24 protein-coding genes are annotated in these 21,058 nt (G+C 64.8%); 7 read left to right on the forward strand and 17 right to left on the reverse strand.

What is annotated here, in order from left to right:
• Window positions 1-51: 51 nt before the first annotated feature.
• From CQW49_RS15130 to CQW49_RS15175, 10 genes are all read right to left on the reverse strand, one after another.
• Window positions 52-582, reverse strand: a complete 531-nt coding sequence (locus CQW49_RS15130) for a ubiquitination-like system serine protease family protein (RefSeq protein ID WP_003611816.1) — start codon at window positions 580-582, stop codon at window positions 52-54.
• Window positions 579-2,054, reverse strand: coding sequence for a phosphotransferase (locus CQW49_RS15135; RefSeq protein WP_099831800.1), 1,476 nt, complete (start codon window positions 2,052-2,054; stop codon window positions 579-581). The genes CQW49_RS15130 and CQW49_RS15135 overlap by 4 nt, the downstream gene beginning before the upstream one ends.
• Complete coding sequence (locus CQW49_RS15140) at window positions 2,044-3,393, reverse strand: HesA/MoeB/ThiF family protein (RefSeq protein ID WP_003611812.1); 1,350 nt, start codon at window positions 3,391-3,393, stop codon at window positions 2,044-2,046. Before CQW49_RS15140 ends, CQW49_RS15135 begins: the two co-directional genes overlap by 11 nt.
• On the reverse strand, window positions 3,390-3,776 hold the full coding sequence (locus CQW49_RS15145) for an E2/UBC family protein (RefSeq protein WP_003611810.1): 387 nt from the start codon (window positions 3,774-3,776) through the stop codon (window positions 3,390-3,392). Before CQW49_RS15145 ends, CQW49_RS15140 begins: the two co-directional genes overlap by 4 nt.
• On the reverse strand, window positions 3,773-4,501 hold the full coding sequence (locus CQW49_RS15150) for a multiubiquitin domain-containing protein (RefSeq protein ID WP_003611808.1): 729 nt from the start codon (window positions 4,499-4,501) through the stop codon (window positions 3,773-3,775). Before CQW49_RS15150 ends, CQW49_RS15145 begins: the two co-directional genes overlap by 4 nt.
• 86 nt (window positions 4,502-4,587) lie before the next feature.
• On the reverse strand, window positions 4,588-7,995 hold the full coding sequence (locus CQW49_RS15155) for a UvrD-helicase domain-containing protein (RefSeq protein WP_003611807.1): 3,408 nt from the start codon (window positions 7,993-7,995) through the stop codon (window positions 4,588-4,590).
• A 3-nt stretch (window positions 7,996-7,998) separates the two neighbouring features.
• Window positions 7,999-8,571, reverse strand: a complete 573-nt coding sequence (locus CQW49_RS15160) for a hypothetical protein (RefSeq protein WP_003611806.1) — start codon at window positions 8,569-8,571, stop codon at window positions 7,999-8,001.
• Window positions 8,568-9,371 carry an RNA polymerase sigma factor gene (locus CQW49_RS15165; RefSeq protein WP_003611805.1) on the reverse strand — a complete coding sequence of 268 codons (804 nt, stop codon included), beginning with the start codon at window positions 9,369-9,371 and terminating at the stop codon, window positions 8,568-8,570. The genes CQW49_RS15160 and CQW49_RS15165 overlap by 4 nt, the downstream gene beginning before the upstream one ends.
• Window positions 9,368-9,904, reverse strand: a complete 537-nt coding sequence (locus tag CQW49_RS15170; RefSeq protein WP_051418681.1) for a recombinase family protein — start codon at window positions 9,902-9,904, stop codon at window positions 9,368-9,370. Before CQW49_RS15170 ends, CQW49_RS15165 begins: the two co-directional genes overlap by 4 nt.
• Window positions 9,905-10,271: 367 nt before the next feature.
• The gene (locus tag CQW49_RS15175; protein ID WP_003611804.1) at window positions 10,272-11,927 is read right to left on the reverse strand and encodes a Na/Pi cotransporter family protein; all 1,656 of its coding nucleotides are present in this window, start codon (window positions 11,925-11,927) and stop codon (window positions 10,272-10,274) included.
• 185 nt (window positions 11,928-12,112) lie between these two features.
• Here CQW49_RS15175 and CQW49_RS15180 point away from each other — a divergent pair, with 185 nt between their 5' ends.
• Window positions 12,113-12,364: a PepSY domain-containing protein gene (locus CQW49_RS15180; RefSeq protein ID WP_003611803.1), complete on the forward strand. Its 252-nt coding sequence runs from the start codon at window positions 12,113-12,115 to the stop codon at window positions 12,362-12,364.
• Window positions 12,365-12,522: 158 nt separating this feature from the next.
• Here CQW49_RS15180 and CQW49_RS15185 read toward each other — a convergent pair whose 3' ends face one another.
• Window positions 12,523-13,071 carry an MgtC/SapB family protein gene (locus CQW49_RS15185; protein WP_003611802.1) on the reverse strand — a complete coding sequence of 183 codons (549 nt, stop codon included), beginning with the start codon at window positions 13,069-13,071 and terminating at the stop codon, window positions 12,523-12,525.
• A gap of 301 nt (window positions 13,072-13,372) precedes the next feature.
• On the opposite strand from CQW49_RS15185, the gene CQW49_RS15190 reads away from it, so the two are divergent.
• Entirely contained in the window at window positions 13,373-13,678 is a 306-nt protein-coding gene (locus CQW49_RS15190; protein WP_003611801.1) for a DUF930 domain-containing protein, read from the forward strand.
• Between the two features lie 67 nt (window positions 13,679-13,745).
• Here the strand turns inward: CQW49_RS15190 and CQW49_RS15195 are convergent, their stop codons facing one another.
• Complete coding sequence (locus tag CQW49_RS15195; protein WP_024749629.1) at window positions 13,746-14,027, reverse strand: hypothetical protein; 282 nt, start codon at window positions 14,025-14,027, stop codon at window positions 13,746-13,748.
• A 108-nt stretch (window positions 14,028-14,135) separates the two neighbouring features.
• Here CQW49_RS15195 and CQW49_RS15200 point away from each other — a divergent pair, with 108 nt between their 5' ends.
• Both CQW49_RS15200 and CQW49_RS15205 read left to right on the forward strand, forming a co-directional pair.
• Window positions 14,136-14,405: a hypothetical protein gene (locus tag CQW49_RS15200; RefSeq protein ID WP_003611797.1), complete on the forward strand. Its 270-nt coding sequence runs from the start codon at window positions 14,136-14,138 to the stop codon at window positions 14,403-14,405.
• Between the two features lie 137 nt (window positions 14,406-14,542).
• On the forward strand, window positions 14,543-15,508 hold the full coding sequence (locus tag CQW49_RS15205; protein WP_003611794.1) for a DUF5996 family protein: 966 nt from the start codon (window positions 14,543-14,545) through the stop codon (window positions 15,506-15,508).
• Between the two features lie 213 nt (window positions 15,509-15,721).
• Here the strand turns inward: CQW49_RS15205 and CQW49_RS15210 are convergent, their stop codons facing one another.
• Complete coding sequence (locus CQW49_RS15210; protein WP_003611791.1) at window positions 15,722-16,024, reverse strand: DUF736 domain-containing protein; 303 nt, start codon at window positions 16,022-16,024, stop codon at window positions 15,722-15,724.
• A 369-nt stretch (window positions 16,025-16,393) separates the two neighbouring features.
• Entirely contained in the window at window positions 16,394-16,780 is a 387-nt protein-coding gene (locus CQW49_RS15215) for a MerR family transcriptional regulator (protein WP_099831801.1), read from the reverse strand.
• A gap of 96 nt (window positions 16,781-16,876) precedes the next feature.
• Between CQW49_RS15215 and CQW49_RS15220 the strand changes: the two genes are divergently transcribed.
• Together CQW49_RS15220 and CQW49_RS25645 are read left to right on the forward strand one after the other, a co-directional pair.
• Complete coding sequence (locus CQW49_RS15220) at window positions 16,877-17,254, forward strand: mercuric transporter MerT family protein (protein WP_003611787.1); 378 nt, start codon at window positions 16,877-16,879, stop codon at window positions 17,252-17,254.
• Window positions 17,247-17,498 carry a GDCCVxC domain-containing (seleno)protein gene (locus tag CQW49_RS25645; RefSeq protein WP_081735685.1) on the forward strand — a complete coding sequence of 84 codons (252 nt, stop codon included), beginning with the start codon at window positions 17,247-17,249 and terminating at the stop codon, window positions 17,496-17,498. The genes CQW49_RS15220 and CQW49_RS25645 overlap by 8 nt, the downstream gene beginning before the upstream one ends.
• Window positions 17,499-17,671: 173 nt before the next feature.
• Here the strand turns inward: CQW49_RS25645 and CQW49_RS15230 are convergent, their stop codons facing one another.
• A complete protein-coding gene (locus CQW49_RS15230; protein ID WP_003611785.1) occupies window positions 17,672-18,112 on the reverse strand; it encodes a hypothetical protein in 441 nt (146 codons plus the stop codon).
• A gap of 333 nt (window positions 18,113-18,445) precedes the next feature.
• Here CQW49_RS15230 and CQW49_RS15235 point away from each other — a divergent pair, with 333 nt between their 5' ends.
• A complete protein-coding gene (locus CQW49_RS15235) occupies window positions 18,446-18,655 on the forward strand; it encodes a hypothetical protein (RefSeq protein ID WP_003611784.1) in 210 nt (69 codons plus the stop codon).
• Between the two features lie 74 nt (window positions 18,656-18,729).
• On the opposite strand, the gene CQW49_RS15240 is transcribed toward CQW49_RS15235, so the two are convergent.
• Both CQW49_RS15240 and CQW49_RS15245 read right to left on the reverse strand, forming a co-directional pair.
• Complete coding sequence (locus CQW49_RS15240) at window positions 18,730-19,665, reverse strand: DUF2493 domain-containing protein (protein ID WP_003611782.1); 936 nt, start codon at window positions 19,663-19,665, stop codon at window positions 18,730-18,732.
• A 330-nt stretch (window positions 19,666-19,995) separates the two neighbouring features.
• Window positions 19,996-21,057: a DUF7146 domain-containing protein gene (locus CQW49_RS15245; protein WP_003611780.1), complete on the reverse strand. Its 1,062-nt coding sequence runs from the start codon at window positions 21,055-21,057 to the stop codon at window positions 19,996-19,998.
• Window position 21,058 lies beyond the last annotated feature (1 nt).

Raw genomic sequence — 21,058 nt, forward strand, 5'->3', positions numbered from 1 at the left:
GTTTATAACTCGATGGAATTCTGTATATCGAGCGCCAAGAATTCACACACCTTATGGAAGCCGCTCAAATGTGCCTTTGAAGGAGCCGACGCCCTCGCGCGCCTCTCCATGCGCCACCAATCGTCGGAGCGCCTTACCGGCGTCCCAGACGATGAGGTCCAGTTGCTGGGCGATCGTGGCGGGATCAACGAAGCGATCGGCCGGCAAGGCGTCCAAGACCAGCGGTTCAATGGCCGGATCGTAGTCCGGCTCCTCGTTGCCTTCGTTGAAGACCCCGCACCAGAGAATGCGGTCCTTCCAAACGATGAAATGGCTTTCACAGCCGCCGTCTCGCCATACGGATGGATATACCGAGATGGCTCCGCGCCGCTGATAGAGCCTCCACGCCTTGCCAGCCCTGGGATCAAGATTGACCACGAGCGTCTCTCCGCACCCGTCGGGGCAGCACAAGATTAGCGAGCGGAGCAGGCCCCGCTCGACCAACACGGCGTCGCCGGGCGCGGCGAGCATGGCTTCGGCTTCATCACGATAGGAGGCGCTGCCAAGAAGATGGATTTTTCGCGCCGGCGTCGTCGTCGTCATCGCACCCCTCCATTTGCGTCTTCGATCAGCCTCACGGCGGTCAGATAGCCATACCCGCGCCGAAATCGGTCGGCGGCGGGTCCGTCGTCCCATTGGCATCGTCTCAGGAGCTGCACCGCGACCGCCGTCTGGTACTCAGTGGGGCAGGATTGCGCCGCGATTCCCATCGTGCGGAGTTGGCGGACGACCGCCGCCATCCACCTCAGCCTCGCAGCGGGCGCGCAAGGACCGGGAGGGTGGCGGAAAGCGCTCGGCGCGTAGAGCCGGTCGATCTGGCTCGTCCATTCGGGGTCGCCGAACCGGCTAGCGTCCACCCCAAGGGGGAGCTCGAACGCCAGCCACGTTTCGAGCGCGGCGAGGTCAGCCGTCATCGGCCCTTTGGTGACCGACGCCAAGTCGATCAGGATCGCCTGACCGTTCCTCACCCGCACGTTCTCGCCGTGAAGGTCGCCGTGGACCGGCGCGTGTCGCCACATCTGCCGCATCGCCGAGAGCGTCACCATCAGGTCAGCGGGGGTCACGCGGACCCCAGCCTCCCACGCCTTCTCGACATAGCCGGCCACGATCGCCTCCGGGTTCCAGAGACCGGCATCGCGCATAGCGATCGCAAGGGAGCCTGATACAGGGTCGCTGGCATAGCCTTGGTCCCGCCAACCCCGCAGCGTCTCATCGATCAGCGACGTGACCGCCTGCGCTGCCACTTCACGTTGCGCGAGGTCCCAGAGGGACTCGGACCGGTCCACGAAGTCTCCCACCAGCAAACTTCGCTCAGCGCCGGCCACCAGCGCCTGGATGTTGGGGCGCAGGCCGAATGGGATAAAGCGTTCCGCATAGTCACGATAGTTGGCGTGTTCGCGCGCCACCTTGTCACTGCGGTCGAGCTTGACGAACGCCGGCTGCGGCCAGACCCCCGCCTCGGAGCCTTCGACCGTCATGTGCGCGGCGAACACGCGCGCCGCGGACCGTCCCCCGGTCAGCTCAACCAGGGTCACCTCGCGACACAGATGAAAAGCGCGCTTAAACAGCGGTTCGTCGGCTTTGCGGATCGGTTCGCGCTCGTCCGCGACGACGATCTTCAGGTCCATGCGCGGCCGAGCGCCAGCGAAATGGCGCGCGATGTTCTCCGCCAAAGCGGCGACCGGCGGGGCGGTCCGGGCGCGCACGCTCGCCAGCTTCAGCGCCGGACCAACCCGGCTTTGGACTTGGCCGAGGGTGGCGTCGTCGGGCGACACCAGCTCCAATCGGACGCCGTAATCGGCCAGCGTTTGCACATGTGTCGATACCCAGGCGCAGTAGGGTTCAATGTCAGCAGGCGTAAAGCAGACTAGGACGGCGCGAAGCCGCTCGACCGGGACGGGCACATCGTCGGGCGTGGCGAGGTGGACCACGCAGGAGCGGTTCTCGAGCTCGCGCACCACCGGACTGTCGAGCGTCGCGCCCAGGCAAAAGACTTCGCGGCGATCACCGTCCATCGCTCGTCTCCGGTGGGCGGACGGGCAGTGGCCAGGACGTTCCCTTGGCGAGCGCGCCCTTGCGGGAGCAGACGATGCAGGTCGGATTGGCGCGGGCGACGGTCGGCCTGACCGTGCCCCGAACGCCGTCATAGAGCTGGAAGCGGGCCTGCGCCGGCACCGGCGTCACCGCGCCGAGGAACATGGTGATCGCCAGCGACGCCATGGTCGAGTTAAGCGAGATCACGGCAGGCTGCGGCTCGTGAATGCCTTGGACATAGGGGTCCGCCTTGCGCTGCTCCGGCGTCATCATCTCGCGGCGGACCTGCTCAGCGTCGAGTGCGCGCGTGCAACTGAGACAGCTCGCGCCGGGCGTCAGCATCTGAACGCGCCCGGTCACATGTTCGACCCCCGCCGCGCCGACCGTGATGCTCACCCCCATGTCGATGGTGGGCACGAGGTGCTGATAGGCGGCCTGGCCGACCACCGCCCGGCTGGCGTGGGAGTCGGTGCAAAGGAAGACGAAGTCGAAGCCGGCCAATCGCTGGGCTACGTCATAATCTACGACGTCGCCGATCACCGACTGGACGCGTGCGTCGGGATTAACCGCCAGCACCGCCCGGCGCGCGACCTCGACCTTCGGCACGCCGACATCCGCCTGGCCCGCGCCGACCAGGCGGTTGAGGTTGGTCTGCTCGACAATATCGGGGTCGATGACAGTAAGGGCGCTGACGCCGAGGTGCGCGAGCTGCTGCAGGACGACCGACCCGGTGCCGCCGGCGCCGATCACGGCAACATGCAGTTTGCCCAGGATCGCCTGGCCGATCGCACCGAAGGCCCGTATCTGCCGATCGTGAACGCTGGCGGCCGCCGCCGCGCCCGCGTCGGACACCAGCCGCACTGTCTCGCCGATCTCCCAAACCGGCACCTCAGTCGTGGTGCCCAGCTGGCGGCACGTGCAGCCGTCTGGACCGACGACCATCGCGAGGGCGACGCTGTCCAGAGCTCGCCGATCGAGATAGGCCTTGATCTCCGTTTCACCGGCGTCGTCGACCGGGGAGAAGACGGGTGCTCGGTCGCAGCGCGGGTGGGTGTGCGCGAGGACAAGGCCGAGGCCTTGCGTGCGGGCGCGATTGGCGATGTCCGCCAGATAAGCGGGCCTCAGCACGGCCGAGACGGCGTCGCGGCGCTCATAGGCGCTCTCGGCGACGAGCTCGACGCCCGGCTCCGCCACGACCCATGCGCCGTGCTTGGAGTTGGCGTGAGTGAAGACGACCGCACAGGTCTCCCGGTCGGTCTCGCGCAGCATCGCGTCGTGCAGCGTCGCGTAACCGGGCGCGGCGAAACGGAGCCCGGTCATGCCGCTTGCCTCAGCCGATCAAGGATCGTGTTCATCCAGCTCGACAGCGTGTCGCGGTTTGGGTCCCAGGGCCCCGTGAGATGCCACGAGAACCAGAGGCCGGGTTGGCCGACCTCCGGGATCGGGTTGGCTGCGGACGCGCGCGGTGCCCCGCCACCCGCCAAGGTCAGCCCGACGTCAGCCCAGAAACAGTCGAGCGCTGCGAAGGGATAGGCCGGAGGGACCAGGAAGCGGACGCTGGTGACGGGGGCCGACCAGCCCGGCGGAAGCGGCACGCCCGCCACCGTGACGAGGAGCGTGCCGCTGCCGAGCGTGACCGCTTCGACCTGCCCGAAGCGCTCGCGCAGCTGCGCGAGCTGGCGTTTAACGATCACGTTCATCATCCGAAGTTCGCCTTGGGCACCGACGAGAAGCGGCGGGGGCCATGCTCGACGTCCAGGTCGACGCTCTCGTCGTCGGCGATGACGCGGTCCGGGTCGTGGCCGTAGCCCTCCAGCACGAGGTCGTGGCTTGGGTCCCAGTTCGCCACCCGCGCCTTGATCTGCAGGCCCGTCAGGCTGCGCTGGTTGCTCTCGTAGCGGATGCCGTTGACGAAGAAGACGTAGAGCTTCGGCTTCAGCGCGGTGATGAAGGACTCCGCGCCCTGGCCGCCGAGATCGGCGCTGCCGCCTTCGGGGATCAGCTGGTCGGTGCCACCCCGGACCTCGAGATACACCGCTTCGTCGCCGGAGATGCCCGACAGCACGCGCAGCGCATGCTCCGGGATCGCCGCGGCGCCCCACACGATCGGTCGACCGTTCAGCATGGCGCGGAAGAGGCGGTCGGTCGAGAAGGCGATGAAACGCTCGGCCCCCTTGGCGCGCAGGTCGATCTCCTCGTCGGGGCGAACGTCCTCGAAATCACCCGACGGAAGGATGGCATAGAGGCTGAACGCCTCGGGGGGCCGCAGGCCGCCCGCGTCGAGGATCTGGCGGCCGAGCGGGATCGGGTCGTCGACGGCGCGCGTGCGGAACTCAACCGAATCCAGCGCCAGCTGGATGCGGAAGATCGCCTCGCGGCCGCGGGGCTGGTCGTCGTCGGGGTCGAAGTCGTGGGGGTGGTGATCCATGGGGAGAGGTCTTTCACGTTCGCCGCCGCAACCGCGCGAAGGCTTCTGAAGGACCAATCCCCGCCGTTCAGGCGGGCCGGAAAACGCTACGCGAGAATCTTTTTGAGCCTGCCGGACGGCGCTGGCCCGCATATGAAGAAGGCGGGGCAGTTCGGGCAGGTGCGCGTCGAGGCCTTGGGCGGGTAGCGGCCTTCCAGGATGCCGGCGACGAACCCGGCGAGGTCGTCGACGCGCTTGCCAAGCGCGGTGGGCTTAATGTCGAGCCGCTCCGATGCCTCGTCCGACAGGAAGACGATCTCGGCGCGGCAGCCTGGCGCGGCGCGCCCAACCGCGATCGCAAAGGCGTTGAGCGCCTTGCTCTTCATCAGCGTATCGGAGCGGTGGCCGGTCCGGACATGGCGGAACACGCGGCCCCCGCCGGGCTCAACCACCGCTTCATCCGTCCTGACGACGATCGTCGCGCCGGGAACGTCGAAGCAGAGCGGCTCGGCGAGCCCCGGATCACGCCCCTGGCGGCTTCGCACGAAGTAGCCAATCATTGCGTCCGCCGCCTGCCGGTAGCCCGCTTCGGCCGCCGTGGTCGCGAGTGACGACTGCAACCAATGTCGGTCGGTGAGCGCGGCGATCGCAGCGGCATTGAGCGCATGACCGGGATCGGCGGCCAAGGCTTGCGTCACCCGGCGCACCACCTCGTGCATGTCCATGAACAAGGTCGAAGCGCGCCGGCCGCCCGTCTCAAGCACATGGGTGTAGAAGAAGCGACGCGGGCAGCGCTCATAAAGCGCCAGCTGCGCCTCGGTCAGCACCGGCTCGCACGGGAACGTGACGTCGGTATTTGGCTCCGGTGGGTCCTCCTCGCCCGGTGCGGCGATGGGAACGCGGGTCCGCAGGACGTCCGCTCCGAGCCGAACGATGAACGGCGAGGGTTGGCGCGTCGCGGCCGCCGCCGTGCGGTCGGGCGCGTAGAGGATCAGCGTGTCCTCGGCGCGCGACAGGGCGACATAGAACAGGCACTCCTGCTCCTCGCGTTGCTCCCGATCAGTAATCTCGCGGCCGCGCCCGTCCGCGCCTTTGACAAGGCCGGCGGGCGGCGGGCAGGCCGGGGCCTGAGGACTGCGCGGCAGCGTGTTCAGGTTCATGCCCGGGATATGGACGACCGGGAATTCCAGGCCCTTACTGCCGTGCATGGTCATCAGCCGCACCGCGTTGATGCCCTTGGCGGCGTCGGGCAGGTTTCTCAAGTCCCGATCGTCGGAGAGAAGGACAAGCTGCCGGATGCGGTCGAGGAGCCGCTGGGTGCGGTATCCGCCGCCCGGTTGGGCGCGAACGAAGTTCATGAACTGCCATACGGCGATACCCTGAGCGCGAGAGCCGACGTCTGCGGCAGAAGCAATGGTCGCGGCGGTGCGCGTCCGGTCGAGGAGAAACAACGCGAGCGCGTACCAAGGGTCGGCGTCCGGTCCGAGCCCTTCGGTCACCTCGCGATGATGAGCGAGCGCGGCGATACCCTCGGGGCTGAGGTCGGACGAAATGGCGTCCCGGCACCATGCGAGCGGTGCGGGCCCGGACTGTCCGCGCGCGTGGGCAAGGATGGCGGCCACCTCGGCGAGCGACAACGCGAGCGCGGGCACCGCGGCGCGGCGCGCAAGCCCGGCCGCGCGCGGGTCGATCAAGAGTGACAGCCAGGCCAGGAGATCGCGAACCTCGGGCCGTTCGAACAGATTGCCCAAATACAAGACCGGAATGCCGCGCGCCTCGAGACCTGCCCCGATCTTGTTCAACCGATCGTTGCCGCTGCAGAGCACCGCCTGGTGGCGATAGGAGCGGTTCGAGGCGTTCAGCGCCTCGATCGAGGCGGCGAGCGCGTCCATCTCCGCGCCGTTGTCACCCTGCGCCGTCCGGAACTCGACCGGGTGGCCCGACGCGCCGCGGTTGGCCTTCAGGCTCGCCTTCGTAGCGCCCGTGACCGGCATGTCCTTGGCGAACGCCCCATAGGCGTCGACGATCTCTTGAGTGGAGCGGAAGTTCACATCGAGGCGCCCGCCCGTGCCGCCAGAGAAATCCTCTGTTCTGAAGCGCGCTAGGTTGAACGACGATGCGCCGCGGAAGCGATAGATCGACTGCCGGATGTCGCCGACGCACCAGAGGTTGCGCCCGTTGTCGGTCAGCGCTTGCAGCAGCCGCACGCTCGCCCGATTCACATCCTGGTATTCGTCGATCAGGATGTGCCGGAACTCCGCCCGGAGCTGTTGGCGCACGTCCGCGCGCGCCTCCAAAAAGGTGACGCAGCGCACGACCAGGTCGCCGAAATCGACCCGGCCGCGTTCGCGCTTGATGTCCTCGTAACAACGGTAGATCCGCGCCACCTCATGCGCCTTCGCGGCAGCTTCGCGGCCGGTTCCCGAGGCGTCGGCGTCTCGCGCCATCGCCGCGGCGAGCGCCTCATACCGATCAGGCGAAACCACCTCGTCTTGCGCCCGCGAAATGGCGCCGAGCACGTCGCGCAGCTTCATCGTCGGATCGTAGAGGTCGCGATAGTGCTTGAGGTCCAGCGACGCGACGCGGTCCAGCAGCAGTGCGATGGCGTCGGGCCGGTCGATCAATCCGGGCTCGCTCTCATAGCCCATCTCCCGGTGGAAGCGCTGGATCAAATTGAGCCCAAAGGCGTGGAAGGTGCCGATCCACATAGCGGCGGCGGCATCGGGGTGCTGCGCTCCAATCCGCTCCGCGAGCTCGCACGCGGCCTTGTTGGAATAGGTCAGCACAACGGTGGCGCGCGGGTCCTCGCCGTCCGCGATCAGACCGGCAACGCGCGCGACCAGAGTCTTAGTCTTGCCGGTCCCGGGACCCGCCTCAAGCAGATAGGGCGCGCCGCGATGCGCCGCCGCGTCGCGCTGCCGCTCGGTCAGTGGCGCCCCAGGGCACGGCAAAGGCGAAGGTGGAATCAACGGTAGCAGCAGGGCGTCCAAGAGCTGCTGGGCGACCGCGTCGAAGGGAGCGCCGAGTCGGTCGGCGATTGCGCTCGCCGACATCTGCTCGTCGAGGTGCAGCCGCCGGGCGGTCCCGCGCGGCAGCAGCAGTTCTCGCGCGAACAAGTCCATCTGCACTTCGCGACGCGCCTTGCGGCTATAGTCGATGACCCGTTCCTCGCCGACCGGAGCGGCCTCGGCGGACCGGCCGGCGTCGACCGCGGCCGTCGTAATCGAACTCCGGTCGTCACCGAGCGTTACATGACCCAGCTCGTGCGCGATCAAGAAGGCGTCGTGGAAGGCGTTGCCCGTCCGCTCGTGCTTGATGCTGCGAGTCTGGGGATCGAAGGCGGCGCGGGCACCCGCGAGCAACGGGCTTCCCGGGTCTATCGCGGTGACCTCGATGTCCCGGCGCTCGCACTCGCGTGTGACTAGGGCGAGCGGTTGCCAAGGAGAGCAGCCGAGGCCGACCAGCTCGTCGTGAAGGGTCGCGGCGCACTGCCGGCCGAGTTCGATGGCGTCCAAGAGCTAGTCGTCCTCCGCCAACAGGGCCGCCGCCCGATCGGGGGAGACTCCCGCCTGGCCGAGGATGGACGCGAAGCTCATCTTGACCGCGGGCGCGCGGGGCGCCACGTCGGCCTTGAACGCCAAGTTCGGCGCGAGGCGTGGAGGGCCTTCAAGAAACTGGACCAGCTCGGCCAGGCCGACCCTGAGCTGCCCCGCCAGCCGATCGAGGAACGGCAGCGGTACGCTGACCACATTCACCATCCGGTCGCGGAACGCTTCGACGACGACCGACGGCACGCCGAGCGCCTTGCGCGTTTCGGCGAACTGAGCGGGCTGTAGGCCAGCGAAGGGATCGACCGCCGCGGCTCGCGTTGCCGACATGCGACCGACCTCCGTCTCGATCCACGCTTCGTCCGCGGGGGTGATCGACCGCTTGGCGCCGCATTCCCGCTGAAGGTTCAGCTCGTTCGCGTAGTCGACCAAATCCTCGGCATGTTCGGGATAGGTCGCGACGAACGCGGCCAGCGCGTCGGGGCTGCCCCGATAGGCGCATGCGAAAAGGTCGAGGACCGCGTCTTTGTCCGGCGGGCTCACTGGTCCGCTCCCAAACCGAGCGCCATGCGGAGCGCGACGATGGCATCACGTCGGCGATTGCGCACAGTCCGTTCATCGCATCCCAAGGCCTTGGAGATCGTCGGTGCCGACGGGTCGCTCGAATGGGTCTGCATGTTTGCGAGCAGCATGGTGATGACCCTTTTTTGTTCTGGTTTCAAGCGGTCAATCTCCGGGTAGAGGCGCTTCCGGAAAATCGGATCGGAAAGAAAGGCGTCGTCGGGGTCGTCGAAGCTGCCCACTGCCCGCTCGACGGCCTCGGGCAGCTCGCCGCTATCGGCATCCCCTTCCAGCGCTACATTGCGCCGCGCGCGCCCACCGACCGCCTTCGCTGCCTTCATCCGCAGCTTGGCGACCGCCTCGTCGAAATGGACCTCGAAAAAGTCCATCCGATCGCCGCCAGCGCGATCAAGCGCAACAAGCTCGAGGAAGCGTCCGCGGACCCTGTCCTCGACATCGCTCAAGGCGCCGTCGATCCGGATATCCTCCCCGACCTTGCGCTCGCATTTGGGCAAGGCGAGCAACAGTCGGCGAAGCACCAGCGGGAACAAGGCGTCGAAGCGCGTATCACGATTGTCCAGCCGGGTCGCGCGCAGGAAGTGCATTAGGGCTTCCGGCTTGACGAACTGAGGATGCGACCGGATCGAGATGTGGCCGCGCTCGACAATCTCGTCGAACGGCAGCTCGGCCAGTCGGGCGATCTGCTCCTCAACCTCCGGCATCCGGCAATAAGGTTTGCCGTCCGGGTATGTTTTTGTGAGCGACGGCACCGCGCCCGTCATTGTCTTTCCTTCAACGTCGCTGCCGCCAGCTGTTGCTTCCATTCCCGCTCACCGCTGCCCCGGCGCTTGTAACGATTGAGGGTTGAGCAGGCCATTCGTAAGGTCGCGGCGGCCTCGCCCAGGCGCCCCGGCGGGCGAGACGCGGTTAGGCCAGCGGTCGTCCGCTCGCGGATCAGGTCGCGTTCCATTTCGGCCAGAGCTGCGATCATGTGAAAAAAGAAGCGCCCCGCAGGTGAGCTGGTGTCGATGTCGTATGCCAGACTGCGGGACTCGTCCCTACAAGCCTTAAAATATTCAGCGAAGGTGACTAGCTGGCGAACCGTGGGATCTAGGCGGTCGAGCTTCGAGACGACAAGGGCATCACCTGACCGAACATGAGACAGAGCGTGGCTAGCGCGGACTCGGCCATCGCGCGTACCGTCCGCCTTCTCGCTGAACACACGTTCGCAGCCGGCATGATTTAGATCGTCAAGCTGGAGGTCCAGCGTTTGGTCAGCAATCGAAAAACGAGTATAGTCGATCAGCACATACATCGCTCCGCTTCATTTTGAATCTCGGGTCGGAGGATATAGGCGTGACATAAATTACGCAACAGAATTGGCGGACAGCTCACGCCATTCGGCGTAGCTCGGCGACGATTGAAGGCCGAAGTGTCGTAAATACTCTCATTTTGCGACTCGCCGGTTCCGTCGTCGACGCCGCAACCCCGACAGGCGCAACCGCCCACTCTGGTCCCGAGACCCGCCCGACTCGGTCCATTCAGATGTCGGCTATCGGCGTATCTGGTCGCCGACGTGAGACCGTCCGCATTTCCAGATTGCTGCGTTTCCGAACTTCCGCCATGGGTCATTTTCCCACATTCGTCAAACACACCCGGCCCTCCCTGGAAGAAGCGCGCATTCAATTCGCTGTGCGACGGCTCGGAAGCAATTCACCTGAGCGCTCCAGGACAGGATAGGCCGAAGAGGCCACGACATGGCCATTGACGAGCTTTATGTCACGCAGCAGGTCGAGATGCAGCGCGCTCGTTCGCGCGTCTTCCAAACGTCCGGCGCGCAGCGTCTCGAAATGCCGCATCGTGGCCTTCGATTCCGTCTCCCGGAAAGCGATCTTTTCATCGGCCAGCAAGCGGGCCGCGCGCGGATCCTCGGTCATGAACAGCGACGCCGCCATACGGAGATTGCCGCCGAGACGATCCATCATCGCTTTCAGCTCGGCGCGCTCTGGATCGGCAAAAGCGCTCCCGCGCTTCAAATGCTTGGCGATATGCGGCAGGAGATTGCGGACCACGACGTCGCCGGCCTGCTCCATATTGGCGGCGAAGGTGAGGACCTCGTTCAGGCGACGATGGTCTATCGCGCTGAGCTCCTCGGGGTCGAGCGATGTGAGATAGGCCTTTATCGCCGTGTCGAGACGATCGATGACAGTGTCGCGCCGCCGGGTTTGAGCGATCAGCTTGCGGTCGCCTTTGACGAGCGCTTCGCTCGCGCCCAGCAGCATTTCCTGCAACACATCCGAGAGGCGGAGCGCCTCGCGGGCCGCGGCGCCGAGCGCCACGATCGGCGTCTCCTTGGCGCTTGGATCGAGATAGAGGGGCTGCGAAGGATCGGTGGGATCGATTCGCTGGGGCAGCAAGCGACGAAGCACGGCGGCGTAAGGCGTGAGAAAAGGAAAGAATGCGCTCGCCACGACGAGATTGAACAGCGTGTGGAAATCGGCGACCGCGCGGGCGTTGTCCGGCTCGATCGTCACCATAAAGCGGCCGATCGGATGGAGCGCGGCGAGCGCCAGGGAGACGCCCAGCAGCCGGGTGAGAAGATTGCCCAATGGCAGCCGCCTCGCGGCCGGATCGGCCCCGGCCGGTCCCTCGATCACCGGATTGACCGAAGCTCCGAGATTGGCGCCGAGCACGAGCGCGAAGGCGGCGTCCGGAGGAACAACTCCCCGGGCGGCGAGAGACATGACGAGCAGGACGACGGCGACGCTGGAATGCGCCGCCCATGTCAATCCGGCCGCGAGGAGGACGTCCACGACCGGCTCGGTCGATACGGCGCCGAGCAGCATGCGCAGACTCGGCGCGTCTTCATAAACGGTCATCAACTCGAGGAGCTGGCGCAGGGCGAGCAGCATCAGTCCGAGACCGATCGAGACGCGTCCGAGATCGCGCGCCTGCGTGCTCGACTCCCGGCGGAACATCAGCACGCCGACGAAGATGAGAGCCGGGGACGCCGCCGCGACATTGAACGACAGCAACTGCACGACGAGCGTGGTGCCCACATTGGCGCCGAGCATCACGGCGAGCGCTGGAACCAGATCCACGACGCCGCTCGCCGCAAATCCGGCGGTCATCAGTCCTGTCGCAGTGCTGCTCTGCAGCAGCGCGGTCACGCCGACGCCCGCCAGAAACGCCCATGGCCGGTTCCGCAAGGCGCCGCCGAGTATCGACCGGAGCCTCGGTCCGAAAGCGCGCTGGACGCCGGTCTGAACCATATGCGCGCCCCACAGCAATAGTGCGATGGCTCCGGCGAGGTCGATCAGGGTGACAGGGAAAATCATGGGCGACACCCTCATTGGCTCTGAGATGCGCGAAACGGATCGATCCGTCCGAATAACCTACATGTTTGGTAGAAAAAGCCAATTGCCCTAACTGACGGCTCGACGCTGTCGTTGACCGCTCCGAGTCATGTCATGCGATAGGCTTGCGCGGGGGCGGACCAATCGACGAGCCTGGGAGGCGAGTGATGCGAAATTTGGTTTTAGCTTTGGGATCGGTTCTCATGGCGGCAGCGCCCGCATTGGCGGATCGGCCATTAACGGAAGAGGAGAAGGTCAAACTTCAGTCCGCGGTCTCGGCTCAGGGATGCTCGGGCGGCAAGCTGGAATTCGACGATGGCCATTATGAGGTGGACGACGCCAAATGCGATGATGGAAAAACATATGATTTGAAGTTCGACGCAGAATTCTCACTAATCAGGAAGAAGCTGGAACGCTGAGGGGAAAGCGCATCAGCCTTGCCACTCCAGCTCGACTATTCCCTGCAAATGGGCGAGTTCTCTGAGCGCCTGAGGCACGGGATCTTCCGCCGCGAGCGGACGGTGAGTGACAGAGCAGCGGAGTTCCTGGGTTTGCTCCACGTTGTCGTATTTGACGGCTATCTTCGATGCTTTCGACGCGACGCCGAAATTGCGGCCAAAATCTTGTCTTCGCTCTTCGTGTCGCCTTTCCATTTGACATATAGATTGAAGACGCGCTCCTGCCTCATGCGCGCCTCGAGCCGTCTCAGCCCCGGCAAAACGATAACGCCCAAGAGGCTGCCGACGACTCCCAATTCGATCTGGCCGCCGCCAAAACAGAGGCCGATCACGGTCACATACCAGAGCGTCGCGGCCGTCGTAACGCCGACGATGAGATCGTCTTTTCTCAAAATGGCGCCCGCGCCGATGAAGCCGACCCCCGACAAAATACCCAATGGCAGTCGCATGAGGTCGATGACGACAAAGGAATCGGAGGCTTTGCCGCCTGTATTCATCAGCCAGTTCGCCTGTAGCATGGCGAGGCAGGCGGCGAGCGCGACCAGCAGCGTCGTTCTCAGGCCGGCGGCGTGTCCGGTCTCGCCCCGTTCAAATCCGATCACCGCTCCGGCAATTATCGTCAGAGCGAGACGCAACGCGACATCCGACCATGTCAAGGTGATCGTCATTTCTTACCCTCGATTTCGTATTTGACGCGAACTCATGAAGGCTGGATTTTCGCGAGAAGCAGCGGAACTCGTTCGCCGGCTAGCCGTGGGGCAGCCGATCCGGATATATGGATCGCACGGTCGCGGCCTTCGCGACGCTCCGGTCCGAAAAAAGGGAACTCACCGGTCGATGAAGTCTCGATTTTGTCTCAAAAGTGGAAGCTATCGCATATATGGGGCGGCGTGGATAATTGCTCTTTCGCTGCTCGCGCCCTCGCTGGTTCCGCGATCGTTCGCTGATGATGCGAGAACCCGAGCGAGCTTGCAACGTCTCGATCTGCAGATGCGCCTGGAGCAGGTCTGCGATCTCGAAGCGATGGAGAGGATTGGTCACGAAACGAGCCTGTATCGGCCCGATCGCGCCAAGAGCGATGTGATTTCTCATCCGAAGCATCTCGGGGATATTCTCAGCGCTTCCGGAGCGGCCTTTCGCAGCGGAGGACGCTGGTATGCTCTTTCGTTCATCTGCAAGGCGTCCGCCGACCATTTGAAAGTGCTGACGTTCGATTACAGAATTGGCGATGTGATCCCGGAAGCCAAGTGGACAGACTACGGGCTTTGGCGATGACTTCAACGATCGACACGCGCCAGCGGCTAGTTCTGTTCGCAATACCTGCCGGCGGCCGTGGACCGCATCACTCTCCCGACTTTTCGGGCGACTCGGACGCTGTGTGCGAACTGCCGAAAGGCTGGCGTGACGGCGCGACTTTTTGCTTCGTCGGACTGTTCAGCGCCGAACGATACGAAGTTCGGTCGAAGGAAAGCCGCGTGTTATGCAACTTGATGACGTTCTTCCACGCGCGCATTGGAGGCTCATAGAGCCACTCCACCGCGCCGTACGAGAGATTGGTGACGACGACGAGGATGTCGAGGCCGAGCTGCGTCGCCTCGATGCCTGCGATCGACCTCAGCGCCACTTTTTGGCAAGCCGATGGAGGCACAGAAACGATGTGCGACATGCACGAGAAACTTGCGTCACAGCAAAGTTCGTGTAGGGGTCTTCATCCTGATTCGGGAGTGAACCAATGGCGCTCAGCAAACGTCAAGTTAGCCAGCTGCAAAAGATAGTCGAAACCGTGCAGGCGATCCTCGCCACGGAAGAGAAGCAGAGTTCCCAGCCGAGCAAGAGCAAAGCGGCATCACGCGGCGCTGCCGGTACGACGAGTTCCCGACGATCCGGAAAAGAACTCGCGGCTTTCCGCAAGGCGTTACTCGCGGAACGCAAGAGCGGCGTTCCTGTCGCCGAAATCGCCAAGCGACACAAGGTCAGCAAGTCCTATATCTATCAGCTCTAACTGGGATGAGGCGCGCCTCGACGGATCGCGATTCTGAGTGGAGCTCGACTGTTCTCGTATTTCGAACGTCCCCTTCTCGTTGGCGCAACACGCCCTAAGTCGTGCGGCGTTTCCCGTCATCTTCGTGAGAGGCCGACGTGGCGTCGTGCGATGGAAATCGAGAATGTTGGCCGGAACTCCCATACGAGCTGTGGCGAGACACCTGCTCGACGCTCCAGCTGAAATCCCAGATCATAGGCAAAATCCGGCTTTCGCATACGCCATGGCTCAATCACTCCTGGCATGTGACGCTCTATGTAACGAGGCGCGGCCTGACGACGTCTCCGATTCCGCTTCGCGAGGGGGTATTTCAAATCGACTTTGATTTCGTCGATCATCTGCTGCGTCTCGAAGCCAGTGATGCACGCCGTGTCGACATTCCTCTTCGGGAGCAGTCGGTCGCCGAATTTTTCGTAACCGTGATGGCGGCGTTGGCCGATCTCGGTATCGGCACGAAAATCAACGAATGGCCGAACGAGATTCCGGACCGGATTCGGTTCAGTGAGGATCGAATGCATTCGGCCTATGATCCTGACTATGTGAACCGCTTCTGGAAGGCCCTGGTAGAGATCGATCGCGTGTTCGAGTTTTTCCGCACGGGCTTTATCGGCAAGTGTAGCCCGGTTCATTTCTTCTGGGGCAGTTTCGACCTCGCAGTGACCCGATTTTCCGGCCGCCGCGCGCCCCTTCATCCGGGCGGCGTTCCAAATCTTCCGGACAAAGTCACGCGCGAAGCTTATTCCCATGAGGTGAGCAGCGCCGGCTTCTGGCCGGGCGGCGGCGGACCCGTCGAATATCCGGCGTTTTATTCTTATGCCTATCCAGAGCCAGAGAGATTTCGTGACGCCGTCGTCCGGCCGGAGGGCGCATTCTACAGCGAGCAGCTACGAGAGTTCATCCTGCCCTATGAGGTCGTGCGAACCGCTGAGTCGCCGGACAAGACGCTGCTCGAGTTTCTGCAGAGCACGTATGAAGCCGCGGCGGACGGTGCGGACTGGGACCGGGCGGCGCTCGAATGCCCGCTGGGTGAAGTCGGCGTTCCACGCATCGTCTCTCGAGCATGAAGCCGGACGAGCAAGGCAACGCATTTGGTCCTGCGCCAGATGTGGCGCCGCTTTGCGCAGGAGGAGGATGCACGTGACTTTTTCGTTCAGAGTGATCGACAATCCCGACTCGCGTTCCATGGAGCCGCGTGATTCCTCGAGGTTCTCGGATGTCGCGATCCCGAAGGGTGAAAGACCGCGGCGCTTCGCGCATTGCGAGGCGCCGCGGGTCGATCAGCGCGACCAGATGAGCTTGTGCTCGCCTTTGTCGCCCTGGACCAGGGTCGCGTAGACCGGGCCGGTGAAGGAAGGGTCGTCGAGTTTGAGCGAGAGATATTCAGCGCCGGTGTCCTTGGCCGCCTTGCTCCAGCCCGCGCCGAACTCGACGCCGTTGGCGGCGGTCACTCGATAGTCGGGCGCTCGCTCGTTGTCCTTGGCGACGGGCCTGATGCTCGCCTTGACGTTGATGTTGAGGGTGCGGATCACGCCAGTGAAGACGCCGTCGTCGCCGCGGGTGAAGCTGCCGATCTGAGCCATTGTCGTATCTCCCGACTGTTGTTCGAGCCGCCCGATGCGGTCTCGATGGCGGTCTTCAGGCGACGGGCCGGCCGGCCTGCACCCGTAAGGGCCGCAGCGTCAGCGGAGGACGGCGGCAGCCGAGCTTCTTGACTCGCGAGGAATGCGGCGCAGCCGCAGGGGAAGAAGGTCGGCGAAGCCGTTGCGGGCCTAAGGTCCGGCCCAGCGCCAGACCAGCCATGCAGAGAGGCCGTTTGGGCGGCTCGGCGCAGTCGTCCCGGAGAGAACGACGCGGATCGGCCGCGCTCGCGGCAGGCACAGGTTCGAAGGAGCCGTTGCGCTCCAACGTCCAAGGCGGGCTGGCATGAGCATTACGAGCGGGGCCAGCGGTCAAGCCGCCGAGAGTGTCTCGATCAGCGGGCAGACAACTTCGGCTCCGGCATCGCAGCGCCGAACAGCGTCGGCCAACACGCGCTCCATCGCACGCAGATCAACGATACGCGCGCGCACGTCCTTCAGGCGAGATGCGGCGAGCTCGCGAACCTCACCACAAGCGTCCGCTCCGAAGTCTGCCGAGCGCAGAAGCGCGCGCAGCTCATCGAGCGTGAACCCGAGCTCGCGCGCACGACGCACGAACACGAGACGCACAACGTCGGCGGCCTCGTAGAGGCGATAGCGGCCCCGGCGGCGAGGCTTCGGCAAGATGGCGATCTTCTCGTAGAAGCGGATCGTCTCGATCGCACAGCCCGTGCGCCGTGAGAACTCTCCGATCGTCATGTCGTCTCGAACCACGGGGACCTCCAATCAGGGCTTGAGTCTGTAGTTACTACAGACGTTAGAGGACGAGAGAGACCCCGACAAGGAGATCGCCGCGTGCAGACAAACCCGACGAAGCCGAGCCCGACCGCTTGTGCGGTTCGCGATACCGGCGCGACTCTGCTGACCCTGAGCGGCTTGGCGGCGGCGTTCGGTGCGGCCTCCTGCTGCGGCCTCCCGTTCTTGCTCGCAACGATCGGCGTCAGCTCCGTTTGGCTGGTCGGCATCGCGACGCTTGCCGCGCCGCATAGGCCATTGCTGCTCGCCGTAGCCGCCGCCTGCCTTGTGGCTGGCGCAGTGCTGCTATGGCGACGCCAGCCGGCGATCGCCTGCGCAACCGGCGCAGTGCGCTCCAAGCCGGCGGTCCGCGGCATGACGCTGATCGGTCTTGTTGCGGGCCTCGCCCTACTGACGATCGGCTACCTCTATGCGTGAGACGTCTGTGATCCTCGCGTCGACGATCACCTGCCCGAACTGCGGGTTCGAGGCGACCGAGACCATGCCGACAGATGCGTGCCAGCATTTCTATGAGTGCAAGGGTTGCGGTGCTCTTCTGCGGCCGACCGCGGGTCATTGTTGTGTGTTCTGCTCCTTCGGCACGACACCTTGTCCACCGATCCAATTGCATGGCGGGCAAGGCGACTGCTCGTCGGCTCGAGACGACTTCGGCGAGCAGTGACGCGTCGACGCATCCGGCGCCTCGAGCCGACCGCGACGTAGCGCCAGCGGGACGACGGCTTCAACCCGCCAATTGGAAAAGCGCGCGCCGACGTAGATTTTGCCAATACTGAGTGGCGAGTTCGGTCGAGAGAAGCCGATCCACTTCTCTCGACCGAAGCGGCGGCGATGGCTTCAGGCCCGTGCGATGCTCTTCGCGCCGAGCGCGGGCGCGTTGGCGCCGAAGATTCGAATGAAAGCGGTCGAGCCGACAGCAATGCAGCCGACGATCGAGAAGGTCGTCTGCCATGTCGGGGACGACATTGCCAGTTGCGCGATTCCCTGCGTAGCGTAATAGCCGGCGATCGCCGCCGGCGCCGTGTAGAGGAACACGATCGCGAACCTGAGCCACGTCCACGGAGCGAAAGCGAGCGTCAATTGGCCGACGCCGAATGTCGCGCCGGCAGTCACGACGCCGATGATCGCGCCGCCGAGCACGCCGGCGCCGGTATGAAAAGCCCAGCCGGCGACAATGAAGCCGGCGTAGAAAGGCAGCGCGAAGACGGCAAGCGTGAACAACAGCCAGCAGAAGAAGCCGATGCCGGCGATGACGAGCAGAGGGCCGAAGACGATCATGGCGGTGGTCTCCACGAGAGGAGTTCGATGAAAGCGCGCCTCCCACCACCGCCACGGCGCGGTGTCGAGTCTAAGCGGAAACGAGAATCGAGGCGAGCGGAAATCCGATCGGACTTTCACTCGTTCATGGAGAAGATCACGCCCAGTCGCGGCTGGAAGGGATCGAACATATGAACGGCAGCGGCAGGATCGCCGCCATCTTCGATCGACGGCGGGCCGACAGGAGCTGGCGGCTCCGAAGCCGATGAAGTCCGGTCGCGGACAGCTCGAACCTCGTTTATAGTTGGCCGACCATAACGTATTTGGAGAAGCGAGACTGCGCGGGAGGCCAGCATGGCGGAGTTCACGGGACGAGATTTGCATCTTGTGAAAAAGGCGCTCGCCATCGCGGCGCTGGCGATCGAGGAACAGCCGGGACCGTTTCAGTCCGGCTCCGATCTGAGAGACATGAAGGCGTTGCTCGATGAGATCATCGAGAACGATACGGAATTGGCGTATTACGCGCGCGCGGCGAGGATCGCCGTGCTCGGCGCGCCCGACTGAAACAAGGCTTTACGGAAAGGCGGCGACACGCCTTTGCGTTTCGCCGAATTTCCGGCATTGCCGGTCGGAGGCGCTCACGCGCCGCCTGCGCCGAAGCGCCAAACTGGAATTCCGAGCTTGCGAGCCTTGTCGGCGAGATTCTCCTGGATGCCGGTTCCGGGAAAGACGATGACGCCGATCGGCAAGACCTCCAGCATCGCGTCGTTGCGCTTGAAGGGCGCCGCCTTGGCGTGCTTGGCCCAGTCGGGCTTGAAGGCGATCTGCGGAACCTTGCGGTGGTCGGCCCAGCGTGCGGCGATCCGTTCGACGCCTTTCGGGCTGCCGCCATGCAGCAGCACCATGTCCGGGTGCTTGGCGCGGACCTGGTCGAGCTTCGCCCAGATCAGGCGATGGTCGTTGAAGTCGAGGCCGCCAGTCACAGCGATCTTCGGACCGGCGGGCAACAGCACCTCGTTCTCGGAGCGCTTCTTCGCTGCGAGGAAGTCCCGGCTGTCGATCATCGCCGAAGTGAGATTGCGGTGATTGACCATCGATCCGCCGCGCGGTCGCCAGGACGATCCTGTGTGACGCTCGTAATGCTCGGCGGCCTGATCGCGCATCAGCTCGAAAGCGTCACGGCGCTCGAGGAGCGTCTGCCCTTCGGCCGTGAGGCGCTCCAGCTCGACGGATTTCACCTCGCCGCCATCCTGCTCGCGCTGCGAGCGGCGTTGCGCCTGCTCATTGTCGTCGAGTTCGCGCTCGATCCGCTCCACGGCGCGGTGAAAGAGATTGACGGTCGACCAGAGCATGTCGCCGAGATCCGGCTCGAGGCGGGTGTCCTGCAATGCCGCGATCAGCGCGTCGAAGATGTCGGCGACGGCTCCCGAGACGATGCGCCCTTCCGGCAATGGCCTCGGATCGGGTTCGTCCTGAAAGGGGCGATAGCCGTAGAGCTGCAATTCCTGGAGGATATGGTTGGTCGGGGATGACGCGTGCGGCTCGTGGCGGTTATCGTCGCGATCGGTGATCATGGCGCTTCCTTTCGTCGGATCGACCGCGCCCATCGCGGCCTTCATGGCGACGAAAGCGGCGGGCGGAGCGGACCTGCACCCGCAGCGAAGCGAAGGGCCGGAGCGCAGCGGAGGACGGCGAAGGCCGGCTATTTTGCCTCGCGATGGAAAGCGGCCGCAGGCCGCGCCGGAAAATAGTCGGCCGCAGCCGTTGCCGATCCGAGCCGCCTGCCGATCGATCGCCCTCTGAAGAAGGCCGTGGGGGGCGGACCTCTCCGACAATTCAGGAAGCGTCATCATCAACGTGACGTGAATCCGCCGGCAGCGAGCATCAGCCCCTTCAGCCCGAGCCTATGCCGCCAGCTCCATGAAGCGCGCGACGTCCTGCGGGGCGATCTGCACACGTACGGCCGCCCGGATTACATCGAGCCCGAGCAGCCGCAGATCTTCATTGAAGTCGCCGAGTGTCGGAGACAGCACGATCGCCTCGATTCCGAGCTGTTGCGCCCGGTCGATCAACGCCGTCACCGCGCCGTCGCCGGCCGGATCATCGTCTCGCGCGATGTAAAGTCGGCGCAATGTGTCGGAGAAGATGATGGCGGAGAGATGCGCCGCGGACAGAGCCGCGGCCATCGGCATGGTCGGAAGCGCCGATCGCAGCGACAGAACAGTTTCGACGCCTTCGCCCGCCGCCATGACCTCGCCCGCCACGCCGAAGCGGACCGCATGGCCGTTGAGATCGCCCATCGCCCGTCTCGGCGTTTCGATCGGCGCCTTTCCGAGCGTCGTCTCCGAGAAGCCGCGAGGATCGAGCCATGTGCGATGCACGCCGGTCAGGCGCCCGTCGAGGTCCGTGACGGAGGCGATCATCGCCGGCCAGATTTCGGTCGGGGAGTGCTCGTCCGGCCGGTGATAGCAGTGAGGATGAAAGCGGAGCGATCCGGTTTCGTGCAAAGCGGTAATGCCGCGATTGCGCAGATACGTTTCTGCGAGAGTCCCGGAAATCGGCTGCGACATGGCGAAGAGCCGCCGCGCTGACTCCCGCGAGTCGGCAAGTGTCGAAGGTGATCTTGTCCTCTTCTTCATCAACGCGGGCTCCGGGAGCGGCAGGCTGAGGAACAAGCGCGCCTCGGCCACAGTGTCCTTGAATTCTGCGAAGCCGCAACTCTCGCGGATCACGTCGAGCAGATCGCCGTGCTCGCTGGTCGCGGCGTCCAGCCAACGCCCGGCGGCGCCCTTGCCTTCTGTGGGCCCGGTCAAGCGGACGAACATTGAGCGGCCGGGCGTGTTGCGGACATCGCCGACCAGCCAATAGCGGCCTTCGCGATGTCCATTGGAGAGATAGTGGCGGCACACCGCCTCGGCCTGTCGGCCGAGACGTTGCGCAAGGTCGGAGGCGTCGGGACGAGCCATG

Source organism: Methylosinus trichosporium OB3b, assembly GCF_002752655.1.
Classification (GTDB): Bacteria; Pseudomonadota; Alphaproteobacteria; order Rhizobiales; family Beijerinckiaceae; genus Methylosinus; species Methylosinus trichosporium.

Excerpts from the sequence above, each read along its gene's own strand:
- CQW49_RS15135 (WP_099831800.1), bottom strand. The coding sequence starts at position 2,054 with ATGGACGGTGATCGCCGCGAAGTCTTTTGCCTGGGCGCGACGCTCGAC.
- CQW49_RS15175 (WP_003611804.1), bottom strand. The coding sequence starts at position 11,927 with ATGATTTTCCCTGTCACCCTGATCGACCTCGCCGGAGCCATCGCACTA.
- CQW49_RS15240 (WP_003611782.1), bottom strand. The coding sequence starts at position 19,665 with ATGATCACCGATCGCGACGATAACCGCCACGAGCCGCACGCGTCATCC.
- CQW49_RS15130 (WP_003611816.1), bottom strand. The coding sequence starts at position 582 with ATGACGACGACGACGCCGGCGCGAAAAATCCATCTTCTTGGCAGCGCC.
- CQW49_RS15145 (WP_003611810.1), bottom strand. The coding sequence starts at position 3,776 with ATGATGAACGTGATCGTTAAACGCCAGCTCGCGCAGCTGCGCGAGCGC.
- CQW49_RS15170 (WP_051418681.1), bottom strand. The coding sequence starts at position 9,904 with ATGTATGTGCTGATCGACTATACTCGTTTTTCGATTGCTGACCAAACG.
- CQW49_RS15210 (WP_003611791.1), bottom strand. The coding sequence starts at position 16,024 with ATGGCTCAGATCGGCAGCTTCACCCGCGGCGACGACGGCGTCTTCACT.
- CQW49_RS15140 (WP_003611812.1), bottom strand. The coding sequence starts at position 3,393 with ATGACCGGGCTCCGTTTCGCCGCGCCCGGTTACGCGACGCTGCACGAC.
- CQW49_RS15235 (WP_003611784.1), top strand. The coding sequence starts at position 18,446 with ATGGCGGAGTTCACGGGACGAGATTTGCATCTTGTGAAAAAGGCGCTC.
- CQW49_RS15185 (WP_003611802.1), bottom strand. The coding sequence starts at position 13,071 with ATGACGATCACCTTGACATGGTCGGATGTCGCGTTGCGTCTCGCTCTG.
- CQW49_RS15245 (WP_003611780.1), bottom strand. The coding sequence starts at position 21,057 with ATGGCTCGTCCCGACGCCTCCGACCTTGCGCAACGTCTCGGCCGACAG.
- CQW49_RS15215 (WP_099831801.1), bottom strand. The coding sequence starts at position 16,780 with ATGACGATCGGAGAGTTCTCACGGCGCACGGGCTGTGCGATCGAGACG.
- CQW49_RS15180 (WP_003611803.1), top strand. The coding sequence starts at position 12,113 with ATGCGAAATTTGGTTTTAGCTTTGGGATCGGTTCTCATGGCGGCAGCG.
- CQW49_RS15230 (WP_003611785.1), bottom strand. The coding sequence starts at position 18,112 with ATGATCGTCTTCGGCCCTCTGCTCGTCATCGCCGGCATCGGCTTCTTC.
- CQW49_RS25645 (WP_081735685.1), top strand. The coding sequence starts at position 17,247 with ATGCGTGAGACGTCTGTGATCCTCGCGTCGACGATCACCTGCCCGAAC.
- CQW49_RS15165 (WP_003611805.1), bottom strand. The coding sequence starts at position 9,371 with ATGACGGGCGCGGTGCCGTCGCTCACAAAAACATACCCGGACGGCAAA.
- CQW49_RS15200 (WP_003611797.1), top strand. The coding sequence starts at position 14,136 with ATGGCGCTCAGCAAACGTCAAGTTAGCCAGCTGCAAAAGATAGTCGAA.
- CQW49_RS15150 (WP_003611808.1), bottom strand. The coding sequence starts at position 4,501 with ATGGATCACCACCCCCACGACTTCGACCCCGACGACGACCAGCCCCGC.